Source organism: Williamsia sp. z34 (assembly GCF_059553395.1).
In genome coordinates, this window is the sequence record NZ_JCANWW010000014.1 from 33,278 (window position 1) to 54,105 (window position 20,828).

The 20,828-nt window shown below is 63.4% G+C and carries 23 protein-coding genes and 1 tRNA gene; 6 read left to right on the forward strand and 18 right to left on the reverse strand.

Annotated elements, in window-relative coordinates; translation table 11 throughout:
* Positions 1-46: 46 nt before the first annotated feature.
* Both AC51GT_RS24520 and AC51GT_RS24525 read left to right on the forward strand, forming a co-directional pair.
* Positions 47-1,144 (forward strand): NAD(P)H-dependent amine dehydrogenase family protein, encoded by a 1,098-nt coding sequence (locus AC51GT_RS24520; protein WP_496330438.1) that lies wholly within the window; start codon positions 47-49, stop codon positions 1,142-1,144.
* On the forward strand, positions 1,141-1,620 hold the full coding sequence (locus AC51GT_RS24525; RefSeq protein ID WP_496330439.1) for a carboxymuconolactone decarboxylase family protein: 480 nt from the start codon (positions 1,141-1,143) through the stop codon (positions 1,618-1,620). The genes AC51GT_RS24520 and AC51GT_RS24525 overlap by 4 nt, the downstream gene beginning before the upstream one ends.
* A 21-nt stretch (positions 1,621-1,641) precedes the next feature.
* Here the strand turns inward: AC51GT_RS24525 and AC51GT_RS24530 are convergent, their stop codons facing one another.
* From AC51GT_RS24530 to AC51GT_RS24570, 9 genes are all read right to left on the reverse strand, one after another.
* Positions 1,642-1,809: a hypothetical protein gene (locus tag AC51GT_RS24530; protein ID WP_496326335.1), complete on the reverse strand. Its 168-nt coding sequence runs from the start codon at positions 1,807-1,809 to the stop codon at positions 1,642-1,644.
* Positions 1,810-1,997: 188 nt separating this feature from the next.
* Entirely contained in the window at positions 1,998-3,413 is a 1,416-nt protein-coding gene (locus AC51GT_RS24535) for an ABC transporter substrate-binding protein (protein WP_496330440.1), read from the reverse strand.
* A gap of 248 nt (positions 3,414-3,661) precedes the next feature.
* Positions 3,662-5,032, reverse strand: a complete 1,371-nt coding sequence (locus AC51GT_RS24540) for an ABC transporter substrate-binding protein (RefSeq protein WP_496330482.1) — start codon at positions 5,030-5,032, stop codon at positions 3,662-3,664.
* A 46-nt stretch (positions 5,033-5,078) separates the two neighbouring features.
* Complete coding sequence (locus tag AC51GT_RS24545; RefSeq protein WP_496330441.1) at positions 5,079-5,834, reverse strand: SDR family NAD(P)-dependent oxidoreductase; 756 nt, start codon at positions 5,832-5,834, stop codon at positions 5,079-5,081.
* A gap of 41 nt (positions 5,835-5,875) precedes the next feature.
* Entirely contained in the window at positions 5,876-6,085 is a 210-nt protein-coding gene (locus AC51GT_RS24550) for a ferredoxin (protein WP_496330442.1), read from the reverse strand.
* Entirely contained in the window at positions 6,082-7,368 is a 1,287-nt protein-coding gene (locus AC51GT_RS24555; RefSeq protein WP_496326331.1) for a cytochrome P450, read from the reverse strand. Before AC51GT_RS24555 ends, AC51GT_RS24550 begins: the two co-directional genes overlap by 4 nt.
* Complete coding sequence (locus tag AC51GT_RS24560; protein WP_496326330.1) at positions 7,365-7,844, reverse strand: hypothetical protein; 480 nt, start codon at positions 7,842-7,844, stop codon at positions 7,365-7,367. The genes AC51GT_RS24555 and AC51GT_RS24560 overlap by 4 nt, the downstream gene beginning before the upstream one ends.
* Before the next feature lie 31 nt (positions 7,845-7,875).
* Complete coding sequence (locus AC51GT_RS24565; protein ID WP_496326329.1) at positions 7,876-9,222, reverse strand: aromatic ring-hydroxylating oxygenase subunit alpha; 1,347 nt, start codon at positions 9,220-9,222, stop codon at positions 7,876-7,878.
* Positions 9,223-9,557: 335 nt separating this feature from the next.
* Positions 9,558-10,172, reverse strand: coding sequence for a TetR/AcrR family transcriptional regulator (locus AC51GT_RS24570; RefSeq protein WP_496326525.1), 615 nt, complete (start codon positions 10,170-10,172; stop codon positions 9,558-9,560).
* 174 nt (positions 10,173-10,346) lie between these two features.
* Between AC51GT_RS24570 and AC51GT_RS24575 the strand changes: the two genes are divergently transcribed.
* Entirely contained in the window at positions 10,347-11,339 is a 993-nt protein-coding gene (locus AC51GT_RS24575) for an NAD-dependent epimerase/dehydratase family protein (RefSeq protein ID WP_496330443.1), read from the forward strand.
* 63 nt (positions 11,340-11,402) lie between these two features.
* Here the strand turns inward: AC51GT_RS24575 and AC51GT_RS24580 are convergent.
* From AC51GT_RS24580 to AC51GT_RS24595, 4 genes are all read right to left on the reverse strand, one after another.
* Positions 11,403-11,493, reverse strand: a tRNA-Ser gene (locus AC51GT_RS24580).
* Positions 11,494-11,568: 75 nt separating this feature from the next.
* Positions 11,569-11,778, reverse strand: a complete 210-nt coding sequence (locus AC51GT_RS24585) for a CsbD family protein (RefSeq protein WP_496326327.1) — start codon at positions 11,776-11,778, stop codon at positions 11,569-11,571.
* Positions 11,779-11,962: 184 nt separating this feature from the next.
* Entirely contained in the window at positions 11,963-12,421 is a 459-nt protein-coding gene (locus tag AC51GT_RS24590) for a nucleoside deaminase (RefSeq protein ID WP_496326326.1), read from the reverse strand.
* 16 nt (positions 12,422-12,437) lie between these two features.
* Entirely contained in the window at positions 12,438-12,947 is a 510-nt protein-coding gene (locus AC51GT_RS24595; protein WP_496330444.1) for a tRNA adenosine deaminase-associated protein, read from the reverse strand.
* A 94-nt stretch (positions 12,948-13,041) separates the two neighbouring features.
* Between AC51GT_RS24595 and AC51GT_RS24600 the strand changes: the two genes are divergently transcribed.
* The gene (locus tag AC51GT_RS24600; protein WP_496330445.1) at positions 13,042-14,025 is read left to right on the forward strand and encodes a prephenate dehydrogenase; all 984 of its coding nucleotides are present in this window, start codon (positions 13,042-13,044) and stop codon (positions 14,023-14,025) included.
* Here the strand turns inward: AC51GT_RS24600 and AC51GT_RS24605 are convergent.
* From AC51GT_RS24605 to AC51GT_RS24625, 5 genes are all read right to left on the reverse strand, one after another.
* The gene (locus AC51GT_RS24605; RefSeq protein WP_496326323.1) at positions 13,998-14,624 is read right to left on the reverse strand and encodes a putative glycolipid-binding domain-containing protein; all 627 of its coding nucleotides are present in this window, start codon (positions 14,622-14,624) and stop codon (positions 13,998-14,000) included. The two genes, AC51GT_RS24600 and AC51GT_RS24605, sit on opposite strands and share 28 nt — an antisense overlap.
* Positions 14,625-14,787: 163 nt before the next feature.
* On the reverse strand, positions 14,788-15,513 hold the full coding sequence (locus tag AC51GT_RS24610; protein ID WP_496330446.1) for a class I SAM-dependent methyltransferase: 726 nt from the start codon (positions 15,511-15,513) through the stop codon (positions 14,788-14,790).
* Between the two features lie 40 nt (positions 15,514-15,553).
* Positions 15,554-16,516, reverse strand: a complete 963-nt coding sequence (locus tag AC51GT_RS24615) for a hypothetical protein (RefSeq protein ID WP_496330447.1) — start codon at positions 16,514-16,516, stop codon at positions 15,554-15,556.
* Between the two features lie 103 nt (positions 16,517-16,619).
* Positions 16,620-18,116, reverse strand: coding sequence for a pyridoxal phosphate-dependent decarboxylase family protein (locus AC51GT_RS24620; RefSeq protein WP_496330448.1), 1,497 nt, complete (start codon positions 18,114-18,116; stop codon positions 16,620-16,622).
* Positions 18,116-18,502: a hypothetical protein gene (locus tag AC51GT_RS24625; protein WP_496330449.1), complete on the reverse strand. Its 387-nt coding sequence runs from the start codon at positions 18,500-18,502 to the stop codon at positions 18,116-18,118. Before AC51GT_RS24625 ends, AC51GT_RS24620 begins: the two co-directional genes overlap by 1 nt.
* Before the next feature lie 4 nt (positions 18,503-18,506).
* Here AC51GT_RS24625 and gad point away from each other — a divergent pair, with 4 nt between their 5' ends.
* Positions 18,507-19,877 carry a glutamate decarboxylase gene (gene gad / locus AC51GT_RS24630; protein WP_496326319.1) on the forward strand — a complete coding sequence of 457 codons (1,371 nt, stop codon included), beginning with the start codon at positions 18,507-18,509 and terminating at the stop codon, positions 19,875-19,877.
* A 291-nt stretch (positions 19,878-20,168) separates the two neighbouring features.
* Positions 20,169-20,795 (forward strand): response regulator transcription factor, encoded by a 627-nt coding sequence (locus tag AC51GT_RS24635; RefSeq protein WP_496326318.1) that lies wholly within the window; start codon positions 20,169-20,171, stop codon positions 20,793-20,795.
* Positions 20,796-20,828: the final 33 nt, after the last annotated feature.

The following is a 20,828-nucleotide window of genomic DNA, read 5'->3' on the forward strand; positions in this document are numbered from 1 at the left end:
TCCCGGACTGCCGGTGAAACTGGAACGTGTTCTATATTGTGGCGGTATGACCAGCCAGAGCCCGGTACGGACCGTGGTGTGGGGAACCGGCAATGTCGGGCGGGCGGCGATTCGCGCAGTCGAGGCACATCCTGATCTCGAGCTCACCGCCGTGATCGTGCACAACCCCGACAAGGTCGGGCGCGACGCCGGCGACATCGCCGATGTCGGCCGCAGCCTCGGTGTCGTGGCCACCGACAACATCGGGAGAGCGCTGGCAGAGGCCCAGGCCGTGGTCTATGCGGCATCCGGAGACATCAGACCCGAGGACGCCCTCGCCGACATCACCCGCGCGATCCGCGGCGGCGCAACCGTGGTCAGTCCCTCGGTCTACGCGCTCTACGACCCCACCTCCGCCCCGGCGCAGTTGCGTGACCCTGTACTCGCCGCCATCGACGACGGTGGTGGATCGCTCTTCGTATCCGGTATCGATCCCGGTTGGGGCAACGACATCCTGCCGATCCTCGCGAGTGGTCTGGCATCGACCGTGGAACAGGTGCGTTGCCAGGAGATCTTCGACTACACAACCTACGATCAGCCGGACTCCGTGCGATATCTCATCGGAATGGGGCAACCCATGGACTACGACCCGCCGATGGTGGCAGCGACGGTCCCGACGATGGTGTGGGGCGGGCAGATTCGGCTGATCGCCCGCGCCCTCGGTGTCGAAGTGGACGAGATCCGGGAGACACTGCTTCGCCGACCACTGGAAACCACGATCGAAACTGCGCAGATGGGGACCTTTGCGCGAGGCACACAGGGAGCACTGCGATTCGAGGTCCAAGGCATCGTCGACGGTGAACCGCTGATCGTCATCGAACACATCACCCGGATCCACCCGTCCTGCGCACCGGACTGGCCGATGCCGCCCGACGGTGGCGACGGCGCACACCGGGTCATCATCGAAGGACGCCCACGGATAGAGATCACCGTCGAGGCGACAGACGAAGGGGGTAACCGTGCCGCCGGCGGAAATGCCACGGCGGTGGGCAGATTGGTCAACTCGATCAATTGGCTCCGCGCGGCCGGCCCCGGACTGTATGACGCGCTCGACGTTCCGCTGACACCGGCACTCGGCAAACTCAAGAGGAAGACACCGACATGAGAATCGACGTCCCCGACGGCAAAGACCCCATCTCCTACGTGTGGGGTGAGATGGTTCCGGCGATCGGGCCGGCGGCCGCCAACTTTTCGATGAAGGTCTATTCGGATTCCACCCTGGGACTTCGGGAATTCGAGGCGGCCCGGCTCCGGATCGCGCAGATCAACGGATGCGTCTTCTGCCAGGACTGGCGGACCGAACGGGACGGTGTGAAGGTGGAGCCGACGTTCGATCAGGCCGTCGAGAACTGGCGCACCACCGACGCCTTCGATGCCCGCACCCGCCTTGCAGCCGAGTACGCCGAACGGTATGCGATCGACCACCACGGACTCGATGACGAGTTCTGGTCACGGATGACCGCGGCCTATGACCAGCGTGAAATCGTGGAGCTGAGCATGTGCCTGGGCTCATGGCTGGCGTTCGGTCGCCTCAATCACGTTCTCGGCCTCGATACCGCCTGCGCGCTGCCGAGCCACTGAGCTCCAGACCGCCCGGGGGGGTCAGACCACCCAGGGAAGTCCGACGATCGAGCGGAAGTCCGAACTCGCCAGCTTGATCCGCCACCGGTTCCGCTGCGACAACGCAATGGCATGGAGCCTGGCCCCGCCCTCCCTGACAAGCGTCGAGGGATCCATCGGCGGATTCGAGTAGTACAGGCGTTCGGCCACTGCAACCATCTCCTATGCGGTCAGACATCATCAGGCGAGCAAGCGAGAGGGTTGTACTGGACAGAAATCGGGCTGTGATCCGGCCCATTCGGCGTACCACCTGTGATGCAGAGCACAAGTGTAGCGGGAAATCGGACAATCGCAAGACCACCGCGACCAAGCCACCCACCGGCCGGAAAATCCCATCCTCACTCGATGTCGGCCATGGTCTTGCCGACGTCCGCCAACGTCATCGGCGAACTGAAATTGGTCCGGTACTTCAGCGGCGGGATATCGCACCGGTAAAGACCGTCGACATCGGGACCGAAGTCCGCGGCTTCCCAGCCCTGCGGCCTGGCCACCTCGACGTTGAAGCAGGGTGACGGCGGGATGGGCTCGGCCAGATTGCGCGCCACGTGCAAACCGCCACCGGTCCAGGCGGTCTCGGTCCTGGCCGCCTGATACACACAGGTCCGGGTCAGATCGTCACCACATGAGGCCGCCGCCTTCGCGAACAGCAACCACGAGGACATCGCCCGGATCGCCGGCAACGTCAGCTGCGCATCCGGGGCGTAGTTCGCCTGCAGGGCAAGCAGTTCCTTGATCGCCGAGGCGCCGCTGTTCAGCGGTGCGTTACCGCCCAGATCGAGGTAGTTGTTCTGTTCCTCCGCGGAATCGCCGAGGAGTTCGATGAACTCGTCACCATAGGCGTTGTTGTTGGTGTCGACCCAGTCGAGCTTGTAATTCATCGAGGTCAGCACCGATTCGAGCTGGGCCAACTGCCGGAACTCCCCGTAGTAGATCAGCCCCTTGACGCCCTTGCTCTTGATGGCTTGCGCATAGGGCGTCCAGTCCGAGACACCCATCGCCGGATACAGATCGTTGTAGACGAAACTTCCACCGGCGGCCTCCACGGCTTCCACCGCTTGCGCGCCGAGAACCTTGGTCACCGGCGAATCCCCGTTGATGATCCCCACCAGGTTCTTCGACTTCGGATAGGCCTTGTTGACCAACCATGACCGGAACCCGAAATACGGGTCGTACCCCGGGGTCAGGCTCGGATCGGCGCTGACCTCCAGATCAGCACCGGCGGAGGCCACCTGGGTGGCCTGCGCGGTGAAGGTCGGCATCCCACAGTTCAGCCGTTCTTTGACACCGAGACCGTCGAGGGCGGATCCGCCACCGACGAGAACGAAGTCAGTGGCGCAGGCCTCGACCATCTGTTGACGGACATCCATCAATCTGGCATCACGGATGTTGGCGACGATCTTGCGGCCGTTGATTCCTCCGTTGGAGTTACACCAACTGGTGAACATCTCGGCCGCATCGACGAACTCGCGGTTCTTGGTGAAACCGATATCGGAGAAGACACCCACCTCGATCTCGTCGTCGGTCACGCCCTGGGTAGGTGAGCCCATCGCGGTCCCTTCCTGACATATATCGGTCAGGTCACCGAAACTGTTCGGGATGGATACTGCGGAGGCAGCGGAACTGCCTTCGTCCTCGGCTTGGACTGTGCCGCTGCCGGTCTCGGTGCGGGCGGCAACACCGTCGATCTCGTTGCTACATCCGGCCACAAGCACCGCACCGGCAATCAAGGCGATCAGCACACGATGAGGTTTCACCTTCACTTGCTCCGTTCGTCGGCAGGACACGCTCGGCGTCCAACCACCCTCGACCTCGATGACCCCCGCCCCGTGCCACACGGGGACCCATCTTGGCAGAGAAGCCGATCGAATTCGGGGAATCCCCAAGACCGCCCTGCACCTTGCTCGGAGCTGATGGTGGGCATTCTCCGACGCGGTGATGACGTGACGCCGCGCCGGCCTGAACTCCCCGCCCGATCAGGAAGACCCGCAGCCCCACCGGCGACTCACTTGATATCGTCCATGCTCATTCCGACATCTGCGAGTGTCATCGGCTGACCGAAGTCGGTCGTGTACTTCAACGGCGGGATATCGCACCGGTAGAGACCATCGACATCCGCCCCGAAGTCCGCCGCTTGCCAACCATCCGGCCGGGCCACCTCGACATTGAAGCAGGGCGACGGCGGGATCGGCTCGGAGATGTTGTGCGGCACATGCAAACCGCCACCGGTCCAGGCCGTCTCGGTCCTGGCCGCCTCATACACGCAGGTCCGGGTCAGATCGTCACCGCAGGAGGCCGCCGCCTTCGCGAACAGCAACCACGAGGACATCGCCCGGATCGCCGGCAACGTCAACAGCGAGTCCGGGGCGTACTTCTCCTGCAGGGCGAGCAATTCCTTGATCGCCGCAACATCACTGTTCAACGGCGCGTTACCACCCAGATCCAGATAGTTGTTCTGCGCCGCGGCGGACGTGCCGATCAGCCCGATGAACTCCTCGCCGTAGGCACTGTTGTTGGTGTCGATCCAGTCGAGCTTGTAGTCCATCGAGGTAAGCACGGCTTCGAGTTTGGCCAACTGCCGGAACTCGCCATACCAGATCAATCCCTTGACGCCCTTGCTCTTGATGGTTTGCGCGTAGGGTGTCCAGTCCGAGACGCCCATCGCGGGATACAGGTCGTTGTAGACGAAGGTTCCGCCGGCGCCCTCCACGGCTTCGACCGCCTGCGCACCCATCAATTTTGTTACCGGGGAGTCGCCGTTGATGATTCCCACCAAGCCCTTCGAACCCGGATAGGCGTCGTTGATCAGCCAGGACCGGAACCCGTAGTAAGGGTCATAGCCCGGTGTCAGACTCGGGTCGGCGCTGATCTCCAGATCGGCGCCCGCAGAGGTCACCTGGGCGACCTGGGCGGTGAAGGTCGGCAACCCACAGGTCAACCGCTCCTTGACGCCGAGACCATCGAGCCCTGCCCCACCACCGACGAGCGCAAAGTCGTTGGCGCAGGCCTCGACCATCTGTTTGCGGACGTCCATGAACTTGGTGTCGCGTGTGTTGGCAACGACCTCGCGTCCGTTGATACCACCGAGTTCATTGCACCATCCGGTGAAAATCTTTGCGGCGGTGACAAACTCTTCGTTCTTGGTGAAACCGACATCCGAGAAGACCCCGATCTGGATCTGATCATCGGTCACACCCTGCGTCGGCGATCCCTTGGCATCGCCTTCCTGACAGACCTCGGTGAGGTCGCCAAAGCTGCTGGAAGCGGTACCGGCGGCAGCGGTATCGCCTCCACCACCGGCATCCTCGTCACTGCCGCCGCCGCGGTCGCCACATCCGGCCACGAGCAGCGCGGTCGCCATCAAGGCGATCAACATGCGATGGGTTCTCACGTTCGTCGTTCCTTTCGTGTAAACAGCTCGCTCACGTCCTTCGACCGCCATTGACACCGATGACCTGACCGGTGATGTACGACGACTCGTCCTGGCAGAGAAAGACGGTCGCGTTCGCGATGTCTTCGGGACGGCCGGCGCGCTTGACCGGGGTGATCTTGGCGAAGTGCTCCAGCGAGGCGGTGAACCGTCCTTCCGCTATTGCCTTCTCGAGTAGCGGTGTGACCACCATTCCCGGGGGAACCGTGTTGACGGTGATTCCGTACCTGCCCAACTCCAATGCCAAACTCTTTGTCAGGCCGATCAACCCGGCCTTCGAGCCGACGTAGGCGGCCATCTGCGACTGCCCGCCTTGCGCGCTCGACGAGGAGATGTTGACAACCCGTCCCCACTGGGCTGCCTTCATATCGGGCAGCGCTTCCTGCGTACAGATGAACGGTCCGCGAAGATTGATCGCCATGACCCGATCCCAGAACTCGTCTGAGATCTCGTCGAACTTCCCGAACTGCTCGATCCCTGCGTTGTTGATCAAGATGAGCACCGGCCCGAAGTCGAATCGCACTTGTTCCATTGCGGATTGGACCTGACCGCGATCAGAGACATCGACCACGTAACCGTTGACCGTGGCCCCCGTTTCTCGCAGACGCTTGACCTCGAGTTCGAGCTGTTCGGTTTGGATGTCAAAGATGGCAACCTGCGTGCCGCGGGCGATCAGCCCCTCGGCGATGGCCAGGCCAAGACCCGAGGCGCCGCCGGTCACAACCGCGGTGGTTCCCCCAAAGGGCATGATCTTCGTCCTTTCAGACACTGAATCGGATGAACAGACTTCTATTCCGCCCCAGCGGAAGGCGGTCCCGATCGAATTGCTTGTTCCGGGCATTGGCGCTGGGCCTGACCCGCCAGTTCGGCGAGTTCGTCGGGGATTCGATCCATCGCCACTTCCGCGAAACCTCCGTCGGCGAAGGCGAAGACCTCGGGGCAGGTGGCAACACATGCCCCGTGGCCGGCGCACCGATCGGAGTCGACGTGCAGAATCATGAACCGCTGAGGGGCGGACTGAACCCGATGTGCAAGTGGGTCAATCCACGCAGAACGAATGTCGGAAGGTAACTGTAACGCCGGTTCCCGGGGGGACCGTGCTTGTCCTCGTCGATCCAGATATCACCGGTCCGGTCGAGAAGCCGCTCCAAACTCACCACGGCCTCGGCCCGAGCCAAGGGCGCACCCGGACAACTGTGAATGCCGCGGCCGAACGCAACGTGGCTCCGCGCATTCACCCGATCGACGTCGAATACGTCCGGATCAGGGAACTTTCGTGGATCTCGGTTCAACGCCGCGTTGATCAGCATCAGCGTCGTGCCTGCCGGCAAATCGACACCGCCGATCGTCACCGGAACCTTCGACAACCGGAAGTCGCCGCGTACCGGACTCTCGTAGCGGAGCGCCTCCTCGATGAATGCCGGAAGGAGACTGCGGTCGGCCCGCAACCTGGCTTGGAGCTCAGCGTCCTCGGCGAGCATCTTCACGGCCGAGGAGAGCAAACGCACCGTTGTCTCCTGGCCTGCGGCAAAGAGATTCGCCGCCACGGCCACCGCGTCCGATACCTCGGGGACACTCCCATCCGGGAAGGTCGCCGAGGCGACACCGGTGAGAACGTCACCGCGCGGCCGCCGGCGACGGTCCTCGATGTACTCGGTGAACTTGCCATAGAGGTACCCGAGCGGGGAATGCTCCATCGCGTCACCGGTGCTGCTCCCGATGGTCGGTCCGCTCAGCAGCGCCTCGCGAAACTCCTCGTGTGAGGATTCCGGGACACCGAGGAGATCGGCGATGACCAGCATCGCGAACGGCGTCGCGAATCCGCCGTTGAACTCACAACGGCCGTCGACGAGCACCTCGTCGAGCTGGCGATCCGCGAGTCGCCACATGAACTCCTCGTTCTCCTTCAACCGCTTCGGTGTGATCATCCGCAACAGCAGCGCCCGATGGGCGGTGTGGGTCGGCGGATCCATCGTGGGCAGTTGATCATTCATGATCAGCTCAGGGCGATGCTTTTCGATCAGATCTGAAATATCTTCGCCTTCAAGCGGTACCGGGAAGCCCGGGAAGGGGCCGGCGACCGAGATGCACGATGAGAAGCGTGCGGGATCGTTGTAGATCTCCAGGGCCTCTTCGTAACCGGTGATCATCACCACGTCATGGTGGGCCTCTTTGCGTACCGGACATTCGCTGCGGACTGCCGCAAGATAGTCGTACGGATCGGACAGCAGTTCGTTGTCGATGAAGAAGTCGACTTCATCAAGGTTGTCGGGTGCGCTCACTGTGAAATCGTCACTCCCTCATAGCTACCGAACATGTCACCCTCGGGCATCGCCATCTGCAGATACACGTCGATATGGGTGACCTTTCCCGCGTCGTTGAACTCGTAGACCGACACCGAGTTGACCACGCTCTTGAACTCCCCCACCGTGCTGCGCTCCTCCAGCTCGAGGAACACGGTGCGCCCGCTCTCGGTGACCCGTTTGAATGAGCAGTCCCAGTCGGCATTTCCGGCCCAGGCGGTCAGGAAGTTCACATAGTCGGTCCAGTTCATGACCTCTTTGAAGTTGCCGACACGCTCGAAGACATCGACATCGATCAGATCAGCCAGGGGAGCCCAACTGTCGACCGAGAACCCGGGTTCCTTGGCTGCGCCCGCCACAATCTTCTTTGTGATGAGACCGTATTCCAGAGCCTTGCGCGAGAGCCCGGTGTAGTTGTCGATGACATCGTTGACGTCCTTCGAAGACACTGTCATTTCTTCTCCAATTCGAGACATGTTCAATACTTCACAGACCGGCGATGTGCTTGTTCAGGACCGAATGGAAATGCGATACGACGATTTCCTCTCTGACCAACGACATGTACTTGAGACCGGTGTTCCTTAAACCGCGCTGCTGCCTGGGCATCTGTTCGTAATCCTGTTGCAGGGCAAGGAAATACTTGTAGCTTCCGGGTTCGTCGACCTCGATCAGGTCCGCCTTGTAGACATCCCGCAACTCCTCGGGCAACCACATGAAACTGGCGACATGCCAGATACACCTGTTGGGGTCACCGTCGGGATCGGGTACCGCCATCACCACATGCGCCTCGCCGGCCCGGATTGTCATGAAGAAGTTCGGGAACAGCACCCAGCCGTGGTTGTCACTCATCTGCGCGTCGGTGAGCCCACTGACGTCGAGCCCCATACCGGTGAGAGTGTCGCGGGTGGCCTGCTGCAGGATCGTCCGGCCGGTCACCCCTTCAGGGAAGCCGACTTTCCCGTCCGCATCCTGATAGGCGCTGACCAGTTCATCGAAGCGCGGCAATACCGCCGCTGTCCCCGGGAAGGTCTCCGGGAGTGCCTTGATACCCATGATCTCGTCATCTGCCGAGATCGAGTTCGCGACATCAAACGGTGCGCAGGCCACGCTGTGGTTCTCAAAGAACTGAAACCGACTCGTTTTCGGGTCCAACGCAATGACATTCAGCAGTTCGGGATGGATACCCGAGATGTGGTAGCCCTCCTCGAAGGCGTCCATGACAACTTTCCAGTTGCAGTTGATCCGCTCTCTCACATTCATGACCGTGGTCATCTCTTCGAGGGAGTACGGCTCCAACAGCTTGATCACCTCTTCGCCGAGGTAGTCGGACAGCGGCGCGGCATCGGGGTCGGGATTCAGAAAGATGAAGCCGCCGAAGGTATCGGTCGGCACCGAGACCAGCGACAGATCGTCCTTATCGATGTCGCCCTGCGCATTCTCGCGAAGCATGCCGCGCAGCTTGCCTTCCAGATCGTAGGACCAGAGGTGGTACTGACAGAGGAATCCCCGCTTGGCGTTACCGGTGCCTTGGCACAACACATTTCCGCGATGCCGGCATGCGTTCACGAAACCACGGATCTGGCCGTCCTTGCCGCGCACGATGATGTAGGTCTGGTCGAGGACCTTGTATTCCTTCCAGTCACCGACATTCGGCAATTCGCTTACGCGACCGGCGAATTGCCAGACCTTCATCCAGATCTTGGCGCGTTCCTGCTCCTGGAACTCCACAGAGGTGTACTCAGAGTTCGGAACCTCGGTGGGAAATCCATGGGACTCGTATTCGGCAAGCCCGCGGGCCTCGTCGACCCATTCTCCGGTCCTCGCTGTTTCCATTGGTTCACGCTCTCTTCGTCGGTGGTGACAGGCCGAACGGTCCGAGCGACATCGATACGCGAGTGCGGTCATCACGCGTCACCGGTTGGCCGGTGCGCGCTCAGTGGACCTTCGTGGCGAGATGTCGAATGAAACGTGGGCTGCTTCGTCGTGGCTGGGATCATCGGCCAACTGTGATCCACAGCACTATTGTACAAAGATGTACATAAAGCGCAAGAGTGTCTTTGAGTGCCCATAACCGCAGCTGAAGCGCTATTTACGCAATAAGAAGACCACCCGCGACGGATCCGCGGGTGGTCTGGACTCAGGGTGAGGCCGACGCCGGCCGGGGGGATCTAGCCGCCGTTGGGAGGCACGATGCTGGAGACGACCAACTGCAAGAAGGGGCGATAGAGATCTTCGTCGTCAACACTGCTGTTGAGGGTGACGGCATCGTTGGTGGCGATGATCACGTGCGCCAATGTTTCAGCGGGAATGGTCAGGGTGGCGCCGATCCGGGTGACATCCCTGGTGATGTATTCACCCAAGGACCGGATCTCTTCGAGTCGCTGGGCTGCAACGCGCTCCCGGGCATCTGGATGACGCAGCAAGAACAGGGTGAACTCGTACCCCAGCGCGGCCCGATTCGGGCCGTCCTGACTCAGGCTCAGCTCGCGCCAACGATCTGCCAGCACATCGAGATTGAGATCATCCAACCGATGCAGGGACGCAATCAGGTCCGTGAAGCCGTCCAGGAACCGCTCCCGACTTCGCACGATGACGGCGAGAAAGAGCTCCGATTTGGTACCGAAGTGGGAGTAGATGGCACTTCTGGTGTATCCGGCCGCTTCCGCGATATCCTCCAGCGGCGTTGAGCCAAAACCCTTGCGCGCAAACAGCTCTTCGGCGGCATCCAACAAAAGACCACGAGTGTGTTCGAGACGCCGCTCGCGTGTCCAACGTTCGACCATTCGCTCATCCTCGCATATGAGCAGGTGGCGGATCAGAACCGCCATCCGCCATTCCTTGACACGCCGCACTGTGACCCGCATCATAGGCATTCGATTGATCAAGCGATCGAATCGTGTTGACTCCCCTCTCCGACCCCACCTTTCCCGGGTCAATAAACAACGCAAAGGCGTTCAATGGCAAAGAAATTGGTGATCGGGGCCAGCGGCTTCGTCGGTTCGAACGTGACCAGAAAACTGGTCGAGCGTGGCGAGGACGTCCGAGTGATGCTCCGCAAGACCAGTTCCGTGAAAGGCATCGAGGGGTTCGACGTCGAGCGATGCTACGGCGACGTCTGGGATGTCGAGGCCCTGCGCGCCGCGATGGCCGGGTGCGACGTCGTCTTCTACTGCGTTGTCGATGCCCGGGCCTGGCTCAGAGATCCCGCGCCACTGTTTCGCACCAACGTCGACGGACTGCGGAACGTTCTCGATGTCGCGGTCGAGGCCGAACTCGAGAAGTTCGTCTTCATGAGCACCATCGCGACACTGGCGGTCGGCACCGACGGCGTACCCGTCACCGAAGACGATCCCTTCAACTGGTACGACATCGGTGGCCCGTACACACAGTGCCGGGTCGACGCGGAGAACATGGTCCTGAGCTACGCCGCAGACAAGGGACTCCCCGCGGTCGCGCTGTGCATCTCCACCCCCTACGGACCCCTCGACTGGCAACCGACCCCACACGGCGGCCTGCTGGCACGGATCTCCGCCGGCAAGGCACCGTTCTACTTCCGCGGTCTTCGGCACGAGGTCGTCGGGATCGACGACGCCGCCGAAGCGATGGTGCTGGCGATGCATCACGGCCGCAACGGGCAGCGCTACATCATCTCCGACACCTACATGACCTCTCGCGAACTGCACACCCTGGCCACGGCGGCCGGTGGAAAGCGGGCCCCCTGGCTCGGATTGCCGTTGCCTGTCGTCCTGGCGACGGCCTCTGCGCTTCAGGTGATCGGCAAACTGATCCGGCGGGACATCATGTTCGTCAGACGGGCCTTCAACATGTGGGACTACATGTCCGCACTCGACCACAGCAAGGCCGAACGTGAACTCGGCTGGAAGACCACCTGCTTCGAAGACTCGGTCCGTGAGGCCGTCGCCTTCTACCGCGCACACGACATCGGCTGATCCGCCACCTCGGAACGCTCCGGAAACCAGAAATCCCCCCATCTGAAGATGGGGGGATTTCTATGGCGGTGGCGGAGGGATTTGAACCCTCGGTACGGGGTTACCGTACACAGCATTTCGAGTGCTGCACCTTCGGCCGCTCGGACACGCCACCGCGGAAGACATTACCGCAGCGGCGGCCCAGGACTACAATCGGCTGGTCAGAGCCGTTTTTGCGGCCCGAGAGCACTCAGTGTCCGGTGAGCTTGTTCTTGATGTCGTCGGCCTTGCCCTTGACTGCGTCGGCGGCGTCGGTGACCTTCTGCTTTGCGCTGGCGCTGGCTTGGTCGCCCTTGCCTTCGGCCTTCAGCTCGTCGTCACCGGACAGGCTGCCCGCGGCCTCTTTGCCACGGCCCTTGAGATCTTCTGCCTTGTTCTTTGCATCATCACTGACACCCATGACAACCTCCATGTGCAGTTCGAACAGGTGGCCCTCTTCTTCGGTACGCAGGCGCGTACCACGGCCGATCTGACATCCACGATTTCCCCGGTACACAGATCTCAAACGTGCCAGCTGCCGCATAGCCGTCCACGACCTGAAAATCACATCTGGCGCGGGATGTGATGTCGGCGATAAGGACCGGTCAGGACGGTCGGTGGGCGGCAAAAAAGTCGCGTAATACTTCTGCGCACCGGTCTTCGAGAACCCCGCCACGTACCTGTGGCCGATGGATGTTGCGACGATCGCGGACGACGTCCCAGAGCGACCCGACGGCGCCGGTCTTGGGCTCCCAGGCGCCGAATACCAGCCGCTCGAGTCGAGCCAGGGTGATCGCACCGGCGCACATCGTGCACGGCTCGAGAGTGACGGCGATGGTGCATCCGGTCAGACGCCAGCCGTCACCCAGTACAGCGACGGCAGATCGGATGGCGAGGACTTCGGCATGCGCCGTTGGATCGGAGGTGGCTTCGCGCGCATTGGCCGCGGTGGCGATCACGCGCCCGGCGGGGTCGAAGATCACCGCACCGACCGGGACATCGCGCGGATCGGCCTGTGCCGCCACGGCGAGCGCGGCCTCGACCATCTGCTCATCGGTGTTCATGGTCGCCCCAGCGGGTCTAGTGCCCTAGACGCTCAAGCGTTTTCGCCAGCTCGTCCGCAAATCCCAACCGCGCCGCGATCATCCCGATCTGCTCATCGGCGTACAGGTCGGTGTCGCCGACGATGACGCTCATCACCGAGTCCGGCAGTCCGAGATCCGAGAGGATCGCGAGATCGCCCTCTTCCCACGGCTCGACGTCGGCGAGGTCGTCGGGGTCGATGTCCGGGATGTCGACGTTGAGGACTTCGAGCACATCGGCGGCGATGTCGTAGTCGATGGCCGCGGTGGCGTCAGAGATGAAGAGTTTGGTCCCCGAGGGGGACGGGCGCACGACGATGAAGAACTCGTCATCGACATCGAGCAATCCGAACACTGCACCGGCACTGCGCAGGCCACGCAGCAGATTCTCGGTCTCCTGCAGTTCGCCGAGCGAGTTGCTGTCCAATGCGGTGAGGGTCCACTTGCCGTCCTCTCGGACGACCGCAATGGCAAACCCATCTACTTCATCCGCGCGCGCACCAGCCATAGCGGTCACGGTAGCGGGCGGCGCGGGTAAACCCAACTCTCTCCGGCACTGCCACCCGGCATCGCCGGAGGCGGCGATATGCGAATCTGAACAGGTGACACACAGCGCTTCGACACATCGGCCGCCAATCTGCGTTCTGGGTCTCGGCCTGATCGGCGGTTCCCTGCTCCGCGCGGCGGTGGCCGCCGGCCGGACCGCGTTCGGATACAACCGTTCCGAGGAGACGGTGGGGGCAGCCGTCGCCGATGGTTACGACGCCTCGTCCGATCTCGTGGCGACGCTACGCCGGGCTGCCGACAGTTCGGCACTGATCGTGCTGGCGACCCCGGCGCCGACGATCGATGCGCTCGTCGCCCAGGTCGCCCAGCATGCTCCGGAGTGTCCCCTGACCGACGTCGTCAGCGTGAAGCAGCCGGTCGCCCACGCGGCGCACGCCCACGGGCTCGGTCACCGGTTCGTCGGTGGTCACCCGATGGCCGGGACCTCCGAATCCGGCTGGCCGGCCACCGACGCCGAGTTGTTCACGGGCGCGGTCTGGGTGGTCGGAACCGATGACGGCGTCGATCCGCAGGTCTGGCAGATCGTCGCTCAGGTCGCGCTCGATGTCGGATCACGGGTGGTCGCGGCGGCCTCCGATGAGCACGACCGGGCCGTCGCCGGGATCTCGCACCTGCCACACCTGACGGCGGCGGTCACCGCCGTGGTCGGCGCCGGCGAGGGGGATCTGGCCCTGCGGCTGGCCGCCGGATCGTTCCGGGACGTCACCCGCGTTGCCGGGACCTCGCCGGCCGCACAGCGGGCCATGCTCGAGGCGAATGCGACAGAGCTGCTCATCGCACTGAGCGAGACCATCGACCGGCTGACGTACGCGCGCGATCAGCTGCGCGATGAAGGCTCGGTCGAGACGCTGGTCGCCGACGGACATCGGGCCCGCAAGCACTACGACAAGGTCAACGGAGTCGACGGTCCACCGGTGTCGGTGACCATCGGTGCGCCCGGTTGGGAAGCCGATCTGCGCAACGCGGCCCGCGACGGCGCCATCTGGACGGGTCAGACCCGCTCGGCCAGCCCGGGATAGTCCCGGACGAATCCGTTGTCGTCGACCGTGATGGTGGCCTGCGCCATCGGCGAGACGATGTCGATGCCACCCTCGCGCGGGGTGTACTGCAACGCCTCCGCCGAGAACTCACCGGAAGGTATGTAGAGGTAGGCAACCGGCACGGTGGTCGGCGCCGTGGACGGCTTCTGCAATCCGAGCCGACGGATCGGCAGCGCGTTCAAGAAGGGACTCAACGCCAGATCAACGTCCTGGGCGCCACTGAAATCGCTGCGCTGCATGCCGCGAGCCGTCTGCACCAGCCACACGTCCTGCCCGTCACGCGTGATGGAGATCTGGGTGTCACCGCCGGCCCGCACCAGGTGCAGGGACAGGCGTTTCGTGAGGCCGGCGTCGGTGGTGATCAGGTCGTAGGAAGCACTGAATGCCTCGTGATCGGCGGTGGCCGCGGCGATGATCCGGCCGTAGGCCTTGATCCGTTTGCCGGTCACCGTGACCCGGACCTGCTCCAGGCGTTCGGCACCGACGCCACGCCAGGTCATCACGGTCTTGAAGTCGCCATTTCCGGCCGCCGCGGACGAAGATGCGGCGGGCTCGTGGGACACATCTGGGGAACTCACGACTCCACGGTAGGCGACCGGGTTGCCGGTTATCGACCCAACCGGGGATAACCGCCGATCAGCCCCTCCCCACTGCGCCCCGATCGTCCACACCGGAGGCCACCGGGCACTGTTCCCACGCACCCCCGCTCGCCGGACCGAACCCGGCTCGGCACCGGTCCCGCTACGCCGGCCGCGGGTTCCATTCAGAAACGTAGGTATGGGTGAGGTAGGGCAAAACAATGGTTCCGGTCTCATCGGCCACCTGTCCGGCCAGCACTTCGACTTCTGACAGCAATCGGTCCCGGTCTGTCTCCGAGGCAGTGATGACTGCACTACGCGAGGCAACCATGGCCAGCAATTCCCCGATGGTCATCGTGCGGGCCCATCGAAAGACCTTGCGTGCCAACGGCCCGAATCCGCCACCCGGTTCGGGGACGCCGGCGGCCACATACCGTTCGGCCTCGCTGGCCTTCATGATGGTGGTCAACCGATGCACCCACGGTACGGATTCGTCCCGGATGTTCCAGATCAATCCCAGCGTGCCACCGGGACGCAGGACCCGCTCGGCCTCCGCCACCGCCTCATCCGGACGGACCCAGTGCCACGCCTGCCCGAACACGAGTGCGTCGACGGTGTTGTCCGGCAACGGGATCTGCTCAGCCGTTCCGATCAGTGCACGCACCGTGGGTAGCTGCGCCCTCAACACATCGAGCATCTTGGCATCCGGTTCCACCGCGTACACCGTGCGGTCGGGCGCGATCAGAGACGCGGTGAGTTTGCCTGTGCCGGCACCGATGTCGGCCACGGCCCGCACCGTCGGGTCGAGCAGGGCGGCAACTGCCGCGGCCGGGTAGTCGGGCCGCCCCCGACTGTACGCACGCGCCTGCGCCCCGAAAGAGGTCGACATCTGCGCACGCTTGTCCGGATCGGTCACGAGTTCGGTGGCCTCACCAATCCAGACTCACACAGGCAGCCAACGGGCCGGTCTCCTCGGACACCGTTTTGGAGCCGACCTTAATGGTGCACGTGACATCGCTGCCATCGATCGCGATCGCACCGAGAACCAGGGGCTCGTCCGGATTACCTTCGAAGGACTTGCTCCACGGCATCGTCGGATCGTCGTCGGTCTGCTCCACACCGTCGGCATCGGTATAGGTGATCACGAAGGCATTGCCGGTGACCTCGTACGTGACCTCACCCGACAGGTCCTCGTCCTTCGTGGTGGTGGTTTGGGTTGTGGTGGTGTCGGTGTCGTCCTCTTCGGTGGACGTTGCGGTCGACGTGGCCGTCGCCGAAGACCCGGCGGTCGAGTCGTCCCCGTCGTCACCGGACAACGCCACGGCCGCGAATATGCCGCCGAGGACGAGCACGAGAGCGGCAACTACCGCCACGATGATCAGTACCGTCTTCTTGTTCCCACCGTTGCCCGGGGGCTGCCCCCCGTTTCCGTGGCCACCGAACGGCGGTTCACCGTACGGCGGGCCACCTCCGCCGTACGGTCCGCTCGGATACTGCTGGCCGTAGTCGGGTTGCTGGCTGTAGGCGGGCCGGCCACCGACAACCGGCTGCCCGTATTGACCACTGCCGTACTGATTGCCGCCGTATTGGTTGCCGTACTGATCGCCGCCATATTGGGGCTGCCCGTAATCGGGTTGCCCATACTGCCCCTGACCGTATTGCGGCGCCTGACCGTATTGAGGGTCCTGACCGTATTGGGGGTCCTGACCGTATTGCGGTGCCTGACCGTACTGCGGATCTTGCGACGGCATCTGCGTGGTCCCACTCGGCCCTTGCCCCGGCTGGTCCGGTGGCGCGCCCCAATACGGCTGTTGCGGTTGCGCGGGATCCTGCCCACCACCCCACGTCGGCTGGTCGGGATTCTCGGGATCGTTTCCGTTTCCGGGACCCATGCGTGCACTCCTCGCGTCGGCGGTCTGAGTTCAGACATTACCGGCGACCGGTGGCCTGGCTTCTGTTCGTCGGGCAAGCTCGCGGTTCGAAAGAGTCCGCATATCAATTCGGTGGCGCCACCAGCCCTGCCAGGAACTCGATCAACAACTTGGCGGTGACCTCACGCGGCAACGCCTCGACCGCGGAGAGCACGGTCGCCATGTCGAGGTCACCGTTGCCATGTGGATCGAACCCGGCCGCGGTCAACGCCTCACCGGCCGCCGCGCTCGGCAGTGCCAGGATGTCGGACACCGCCAGGTCACCGCGCTCTAACGCGGCCGCGAGGTCCTGCAGCGCCTGCGGGGGTCGGGCAGGGGGCTGTCCCCGCACGGCCTGCGCGCCGTCCACGAGCGCGCCCACCAACTCGTCGAGGACGCTTTCTGTCACCGGGGTCACCGTGAAGTGTGTGGTCGACGGCAGGACCGAGCCGTCCGCCTGGGTGAACGACGGTTGCATCTGCAGGGTGAAACCACGTCTCCGCACGGCATTTGCCCACCGGTGCGGATCCAGCGGCGCTGCTGCGGCAGTGTCGGCCGCGACCGCGAACACCGGACCGATCGGTTCACCGACCACCCGCAGTCCGTCGATGCTCTCGATCGTCTTGAGCAGGTGGTCGGTGCAACGCCGGATCCCCGCCACCAGCTCGGCATATCCCTCGACGCCGAGTGTCTGGGTGATCGCCCACGCCGCGGCCGTCCCCGCGACCGACTTCGAACCCAGCAGGGTCGGGTTCACCACTGGATAGCCGGGCCAGTCGGTGATTCCGAAGTACTGGGCACGATGGCGATCCCGGTCCCGGTGCAGCAACAGAGATGCACCTTTGGGCGAGTATCCGTATTTGTGGAGGTCGACGGAGATGCTGGTGACCCCCGGTACGCGAAAGTCCCAGGGCAGCAGGAGTACTTCGCCGGCTTCCCACCAGGCCAGGGCGAATCCACCGAGGCAGGCATCCACATGTAGCGGGATGCCGTGCGGCGCGGTCACGTCCGCGATGTCGGCGATCGGGTCGAGGGCACCCGTCGGATAATTGGGGGCCGAGACAACCACCAGCACTGTGTCGTCCCGAATCGCCGCGGAGATCGCCTCAGCGCTCACGCGCGTCGTGCCGGTGTCGACCGGCACCCGGATCAACTCCAGCGACAACAGCTCCGCAGCCTTCACAAAGGCCGCGTGTGCGGTGCTCGCGATCACCAGCGAGCCGGTGCCGCGAGGACGGGCGGCACTGTCGCGGGCCGCCTTGACCGCCAGCAGGCAACTCTCGGTACCGCCGCTGGTCACCGTTCCCACCATGGCCTCGTCACCGTGGAATATGTTGCGGCCGAAGGTGATCAGCTCGCGCTCCATCACTGCGACCGAGGTGAAGACCGTGGGGTCGAGGCCATTGACCGGCTGTACGAGACGGGCGGCGCCGGCGGCAATCCGGTCCAGTTCGGCCAGACCGCTGTCGTAGACATAGGACAGGATCCGGCCGCCGCGTGTCGGCGCGTCACGTGCCCGCAGATCTTCCAACCGTCGCAACACCCACGCACCCCGGTTTGCGATCGACTTGTTCTGTGCCATCAGTTCCTCCCCTTCACCGGTGCATCGCGATAACCGCGGAGCACCCACAGACTTCCGGCCCCCACAGCGCGGCCGCAACCCGCGAACAGAATGGTCAACGCGGGAATGCTCGCCGCAACGTGGGTGCGGCCCGAAAAGCATTGCGACCGGATAAAATCGAACAGTCCTTGTCCGTGTGGGCGGCTCACGCTGCCCGCGGCATATCCGGCGACCACACCGCGGTCGAAGCCGGGAGCACGGGTCTCTGGTCGCACGATCACGCTCACACAGTAGGCCCTGAAATCGATACGCGGTTGCCCAATTGCCCTGCTCATCGGCGTGGAGCCGGTAATATCGTGCTGGATCTCGCTCAGTTCGTGCCACTCATCGCCAACGATGGAGTTCACCGAGATGTCAGAACTCGAACGCGGAGTAATCACGCCCGCCTATACCGGCCGTTTTGCGGTTTCGGGAGTACCGGCCCTACAGATGCCCGACGATTCGATGGATCCTGAAGTCGCATACCGGTTCATCCACGACGAACTCATGCTCGACGGAAACTCTCGCCTCAACCTCGCCACGTTCGTCACCACCTGGATGGATCCCGAGGCCGAGAAGCTGATGGCCGAGACGTTCGACAAGAACATGATCGACAAAGACGAGTACCCGCTGACCGCGGCCATCGAGGAGCGCTGTGTCGCCATCGTCGCCGATCTGTTCAACGCACCGGACCTCGATCCGACCGAAGCCTCCAGCGCCACGGGCACTTCCACGATCGGATCCTCCGAGGCGGTCATGCTCGGCGGGCTGGCCCTCAAGTGGCTCTGGAAGGCAAAGCGCACCGCGACCTCCGGCACCCCGAACCTGATCATGGGCAGCAACGTGCAGGTCGTGTGGGAGAAGTTCTGCCGCTACTTCGAGGTCGAACCCCGTTATCTCCCCATGGAGATGGGGCGTTACGTGATCACCCCCGAACAGGTCGTCGATGCCGTCGACGAGAACACCATCGGCGTGGTGGTCATCGCGGGCACCACTTACACCGGCGAAATAGAACCGGTCAAAGCGATCGCCGAGGCACTCGACAAACTGGCCGCCGACGGTGGCGCGGACGTGCCGATCCACGTCGACGGCGCCAGTGGCGGCTTTGTGCTCCCGTTTCTGCATCCCGAACTCGAATGGGACTTCCGAGTGCCCCGGGTGGTGTCCATCAACGTTTCCGGGCACAAGTACGGATTGACCTATCCCGGCGTCGGATTCGTCGTCTGGCGCGGCCGCGAGTGGCTACCCGAAGACCTCGTCTTCCGGGTCAACTATCTCGGCGGCGACATGCCGACATTCACCCTCAACTTCTCGCGCCCGGGTAACCAGGTCATCGGGCAGTACTACAACTTCCTGCGCCTGGGGCGTCAGGGCTATACGGACATCATGAAGTCCCTGTCCGAGACGGGCCAGTGGTTCGCCGCCGAAATCGCCCAAGAAGATGAGATTGAGATCATCACCGACGGTTCGGCCATCCCGGTCGTCACGTTCACACTCCACGAATCCTGTGAGTTCACCACCTTCGACATCAGCCACGGTCTGCGTGCCTACGGCTGGCAGGTACCGGCCTACACGATGCCCGACAACGTGACCGACCTCGCCGTTCTGCGAGTGGTCGTCCGTGAGGGTTTCTCCCGTGACATGGCCCGCGTCCTGCACGGACACCTCGTCCAGGTGATGTCCGACCTCCGCCGGCTCAAGTCCGAAGGCCACCTGCCCCAGAAGCAGCATTTCGCCCACTGACCGGTCGCGGATCGTGACTACCCGGATCGCCGCGGTCATACGCGGCCCGGAGGTTCGGCGTACCTCCATATTCGGGTAGTGCGCTACTCGCGTTTCGGACACTCCCCGGGACCACGATCGGTCCATGTCCCGACACCACAGCACTCCGCAAACGTCACTTCTGGTTCTTCTGAAGTCGTCGACGGTGACTTTTGCTGTGCTCGTCGCCGGCATCGTCATGTTCGTCGCGGCGTGACCAACCGCCGGCCCGAACGGACATCGCCATCGTCATCGTCAATCAGGAGTCGACACATGCAGCAACGCATCCTCACCTACGTGTACTCGAACGACACCATCCTCCAAGCGGGGGTCGCCAGCCAACTCCGCATGCGACCGGAGATCCGATTGGTCGACGAATCCGACGTCGATTCGGCCGAGGTCGCAATCGTGGTCGCAGATAGTTTCGACGAAGCGGTCAAGCGCAACCTGCGTGCCCTGCAGCGCGGCGGCATTCCGCGGACGATGTTGGTGCTCGGTGTACTCGACGACGCCACCGTCGTGACAGCCGCCGAATCGGGGGTCAGTGGATTGGTGCGCCGCGCCGATGCGAACGCCGATGCACTGATCGCGCAGATCCGCCGGGTCGCCGCCGGTGGCGGCGTGGTCCCGGCGGACCTACTGGGCAGCCTGCTCGACCAGGTCGGCCGGTTACAGCGCCAGGTACTCGCCCCGCGTGGCCTCCGGTTCTCCGGATTGTCCGAGCGCGAGGTGGAGGTTCTCAAGCTGGTCGCCGACGGACTCGACACCACCGCGATCGCACGTCAGTTGTGCTTCTCCGAGCGCACCGTGAAGAACGTATTGCACGATGTGACAACGCGATTGCAACTACGGAACCGCTCACACGCAGTGGCGTACGCGATGCGCGAGGGGCTGATCTGAACGGATGCGCCCGTTGGGCGGGCACATTCGTCA

Excerpts from the sequence above, each read along its gene's own strand:
- AC51GT_RS24545 (WP_496330441.1), bottom strand. The coding sequence starts at position 5,834 with ATGCCCTTTGGGGGAACCACCGCGGTTGTGACCGGCGGCGCCTCGGGT.
- AC51GT_RS24560 (WP_496326330.1), bottom strand. The coding sequence starts at position 7,844 with ATGACAGTGTCTTCGAAGGACGTCAACGATGTCATCGACAACTACACC.
- AC51GT_RS24550 (WP_496330442.1), bottom strand. The coding sequence starts at position 6,085 with ATGATTCTGCACGTCGACTCCGATCGGTGCGCCGGCCACGGGGCATGT.
- AC51GT_RS24565 (WP_496326329.1), bottom strand. The coding sequence starts at position 9,222 with ATGGAAACAGCGAGGACCGGAGAATGGGTCGACGAGGCCCGCGGGCTT.
- AC51GT_RS24540 (WP_496330482.1), bottom strand. The coding sequence starts at position 5,032 with ATGTTGATCGCCTTGATGGCGACCGCGCTGCTCGTGGCCGGATGTGGC.
- AC51GT_RS24575 (WP_496330443.1), top strand. The coding sequence starts at position 10,347 with ATGGCAAAGAAATTGGTGATCGGGGCCAGCGGCTTCGTCGGTTCGAAC.
- AC51GT_RS24635 (WP_496326318.1), top strand. The coding sequence starts at position 20,169 with ATGCAGCAACGCATCCTCACCTACGTGTACTCGAACGACACCATCCTC.
- AC51GT_RS24590 (WP_496326326.1), bottom strand. The coding sequence starts at position 12,421 with ATGAACACCGATGAGCAGATGGTCGAGGCCGCGCTCGCCGTGGCGGCA.
- AC51GT_RS24620 (WP_496330448.1), bottom strand. The coding sequence starts at position 18,116 with ATGGCACAGAACAAGTCGATCGCAAACCGGGGTGCGTGGGTGTTGCGA.
- AC51GT_RS24610 (WP_496330446.1), bottom strand. The coding sequence starts at position 15,513 with ATGTCGACCTCTTTCGGGGCGCAGGCGCGTGCGTACAGTCGGGGGCGG.
- AC51GT_RS24585 (WP_496326327.1), bottom strand. The coding sequence starts at position 11,778 with ATGGGTGTCAGTGATGATGCAAAGAACAAGGCAGAAGATCTCAAGGGC.
- AC51GT_RS24520 (WP_496330438.1), top strand. The coding sequence starts at position 47 with ATGACCAGCCAGAGCCCGGTACGGACCGTGGTGTGGGGAACCGGCAAT.
- gad (WP_496326319.1), top strand. The coding sequence starts at position 18,507 with ATGTCAGAACTCGAACGCGGAGTAATCACGCCCGCCTATACCGGCCGT.
- AC51GT_RS24525 (WP_496330439.1), top strand. The coding sequence starts at position 1,141 with ATGAGAATCGACGTCCCCGACGGCAAAGACCCCATCTCCTACGTGTGG.
- AC51GT_RS24595 (WP_496330444.1), bottom strand. The coding sequence starts at position 12,947 with ATGGCTGGTGCGCGCGCGGATGAAGTAGATGGGTTTGCCATTGCGGTC.
- AC51GT_RS24570 (WP_496326525.1), bottom strand. The coding sequence starts at position 10,172 with ATGGTCGAACGTTGGACACGCGAGCGGCGTCTCGAACACACTCGTGGT.
- AC51GT_RS24615 (WP_496330447.1), bottom strand. The coding sequence starts at position 16,516 with ATGGGTCCCGGAAACGGAAACGATCCCGAGAATCCCGACCAGCCGACG.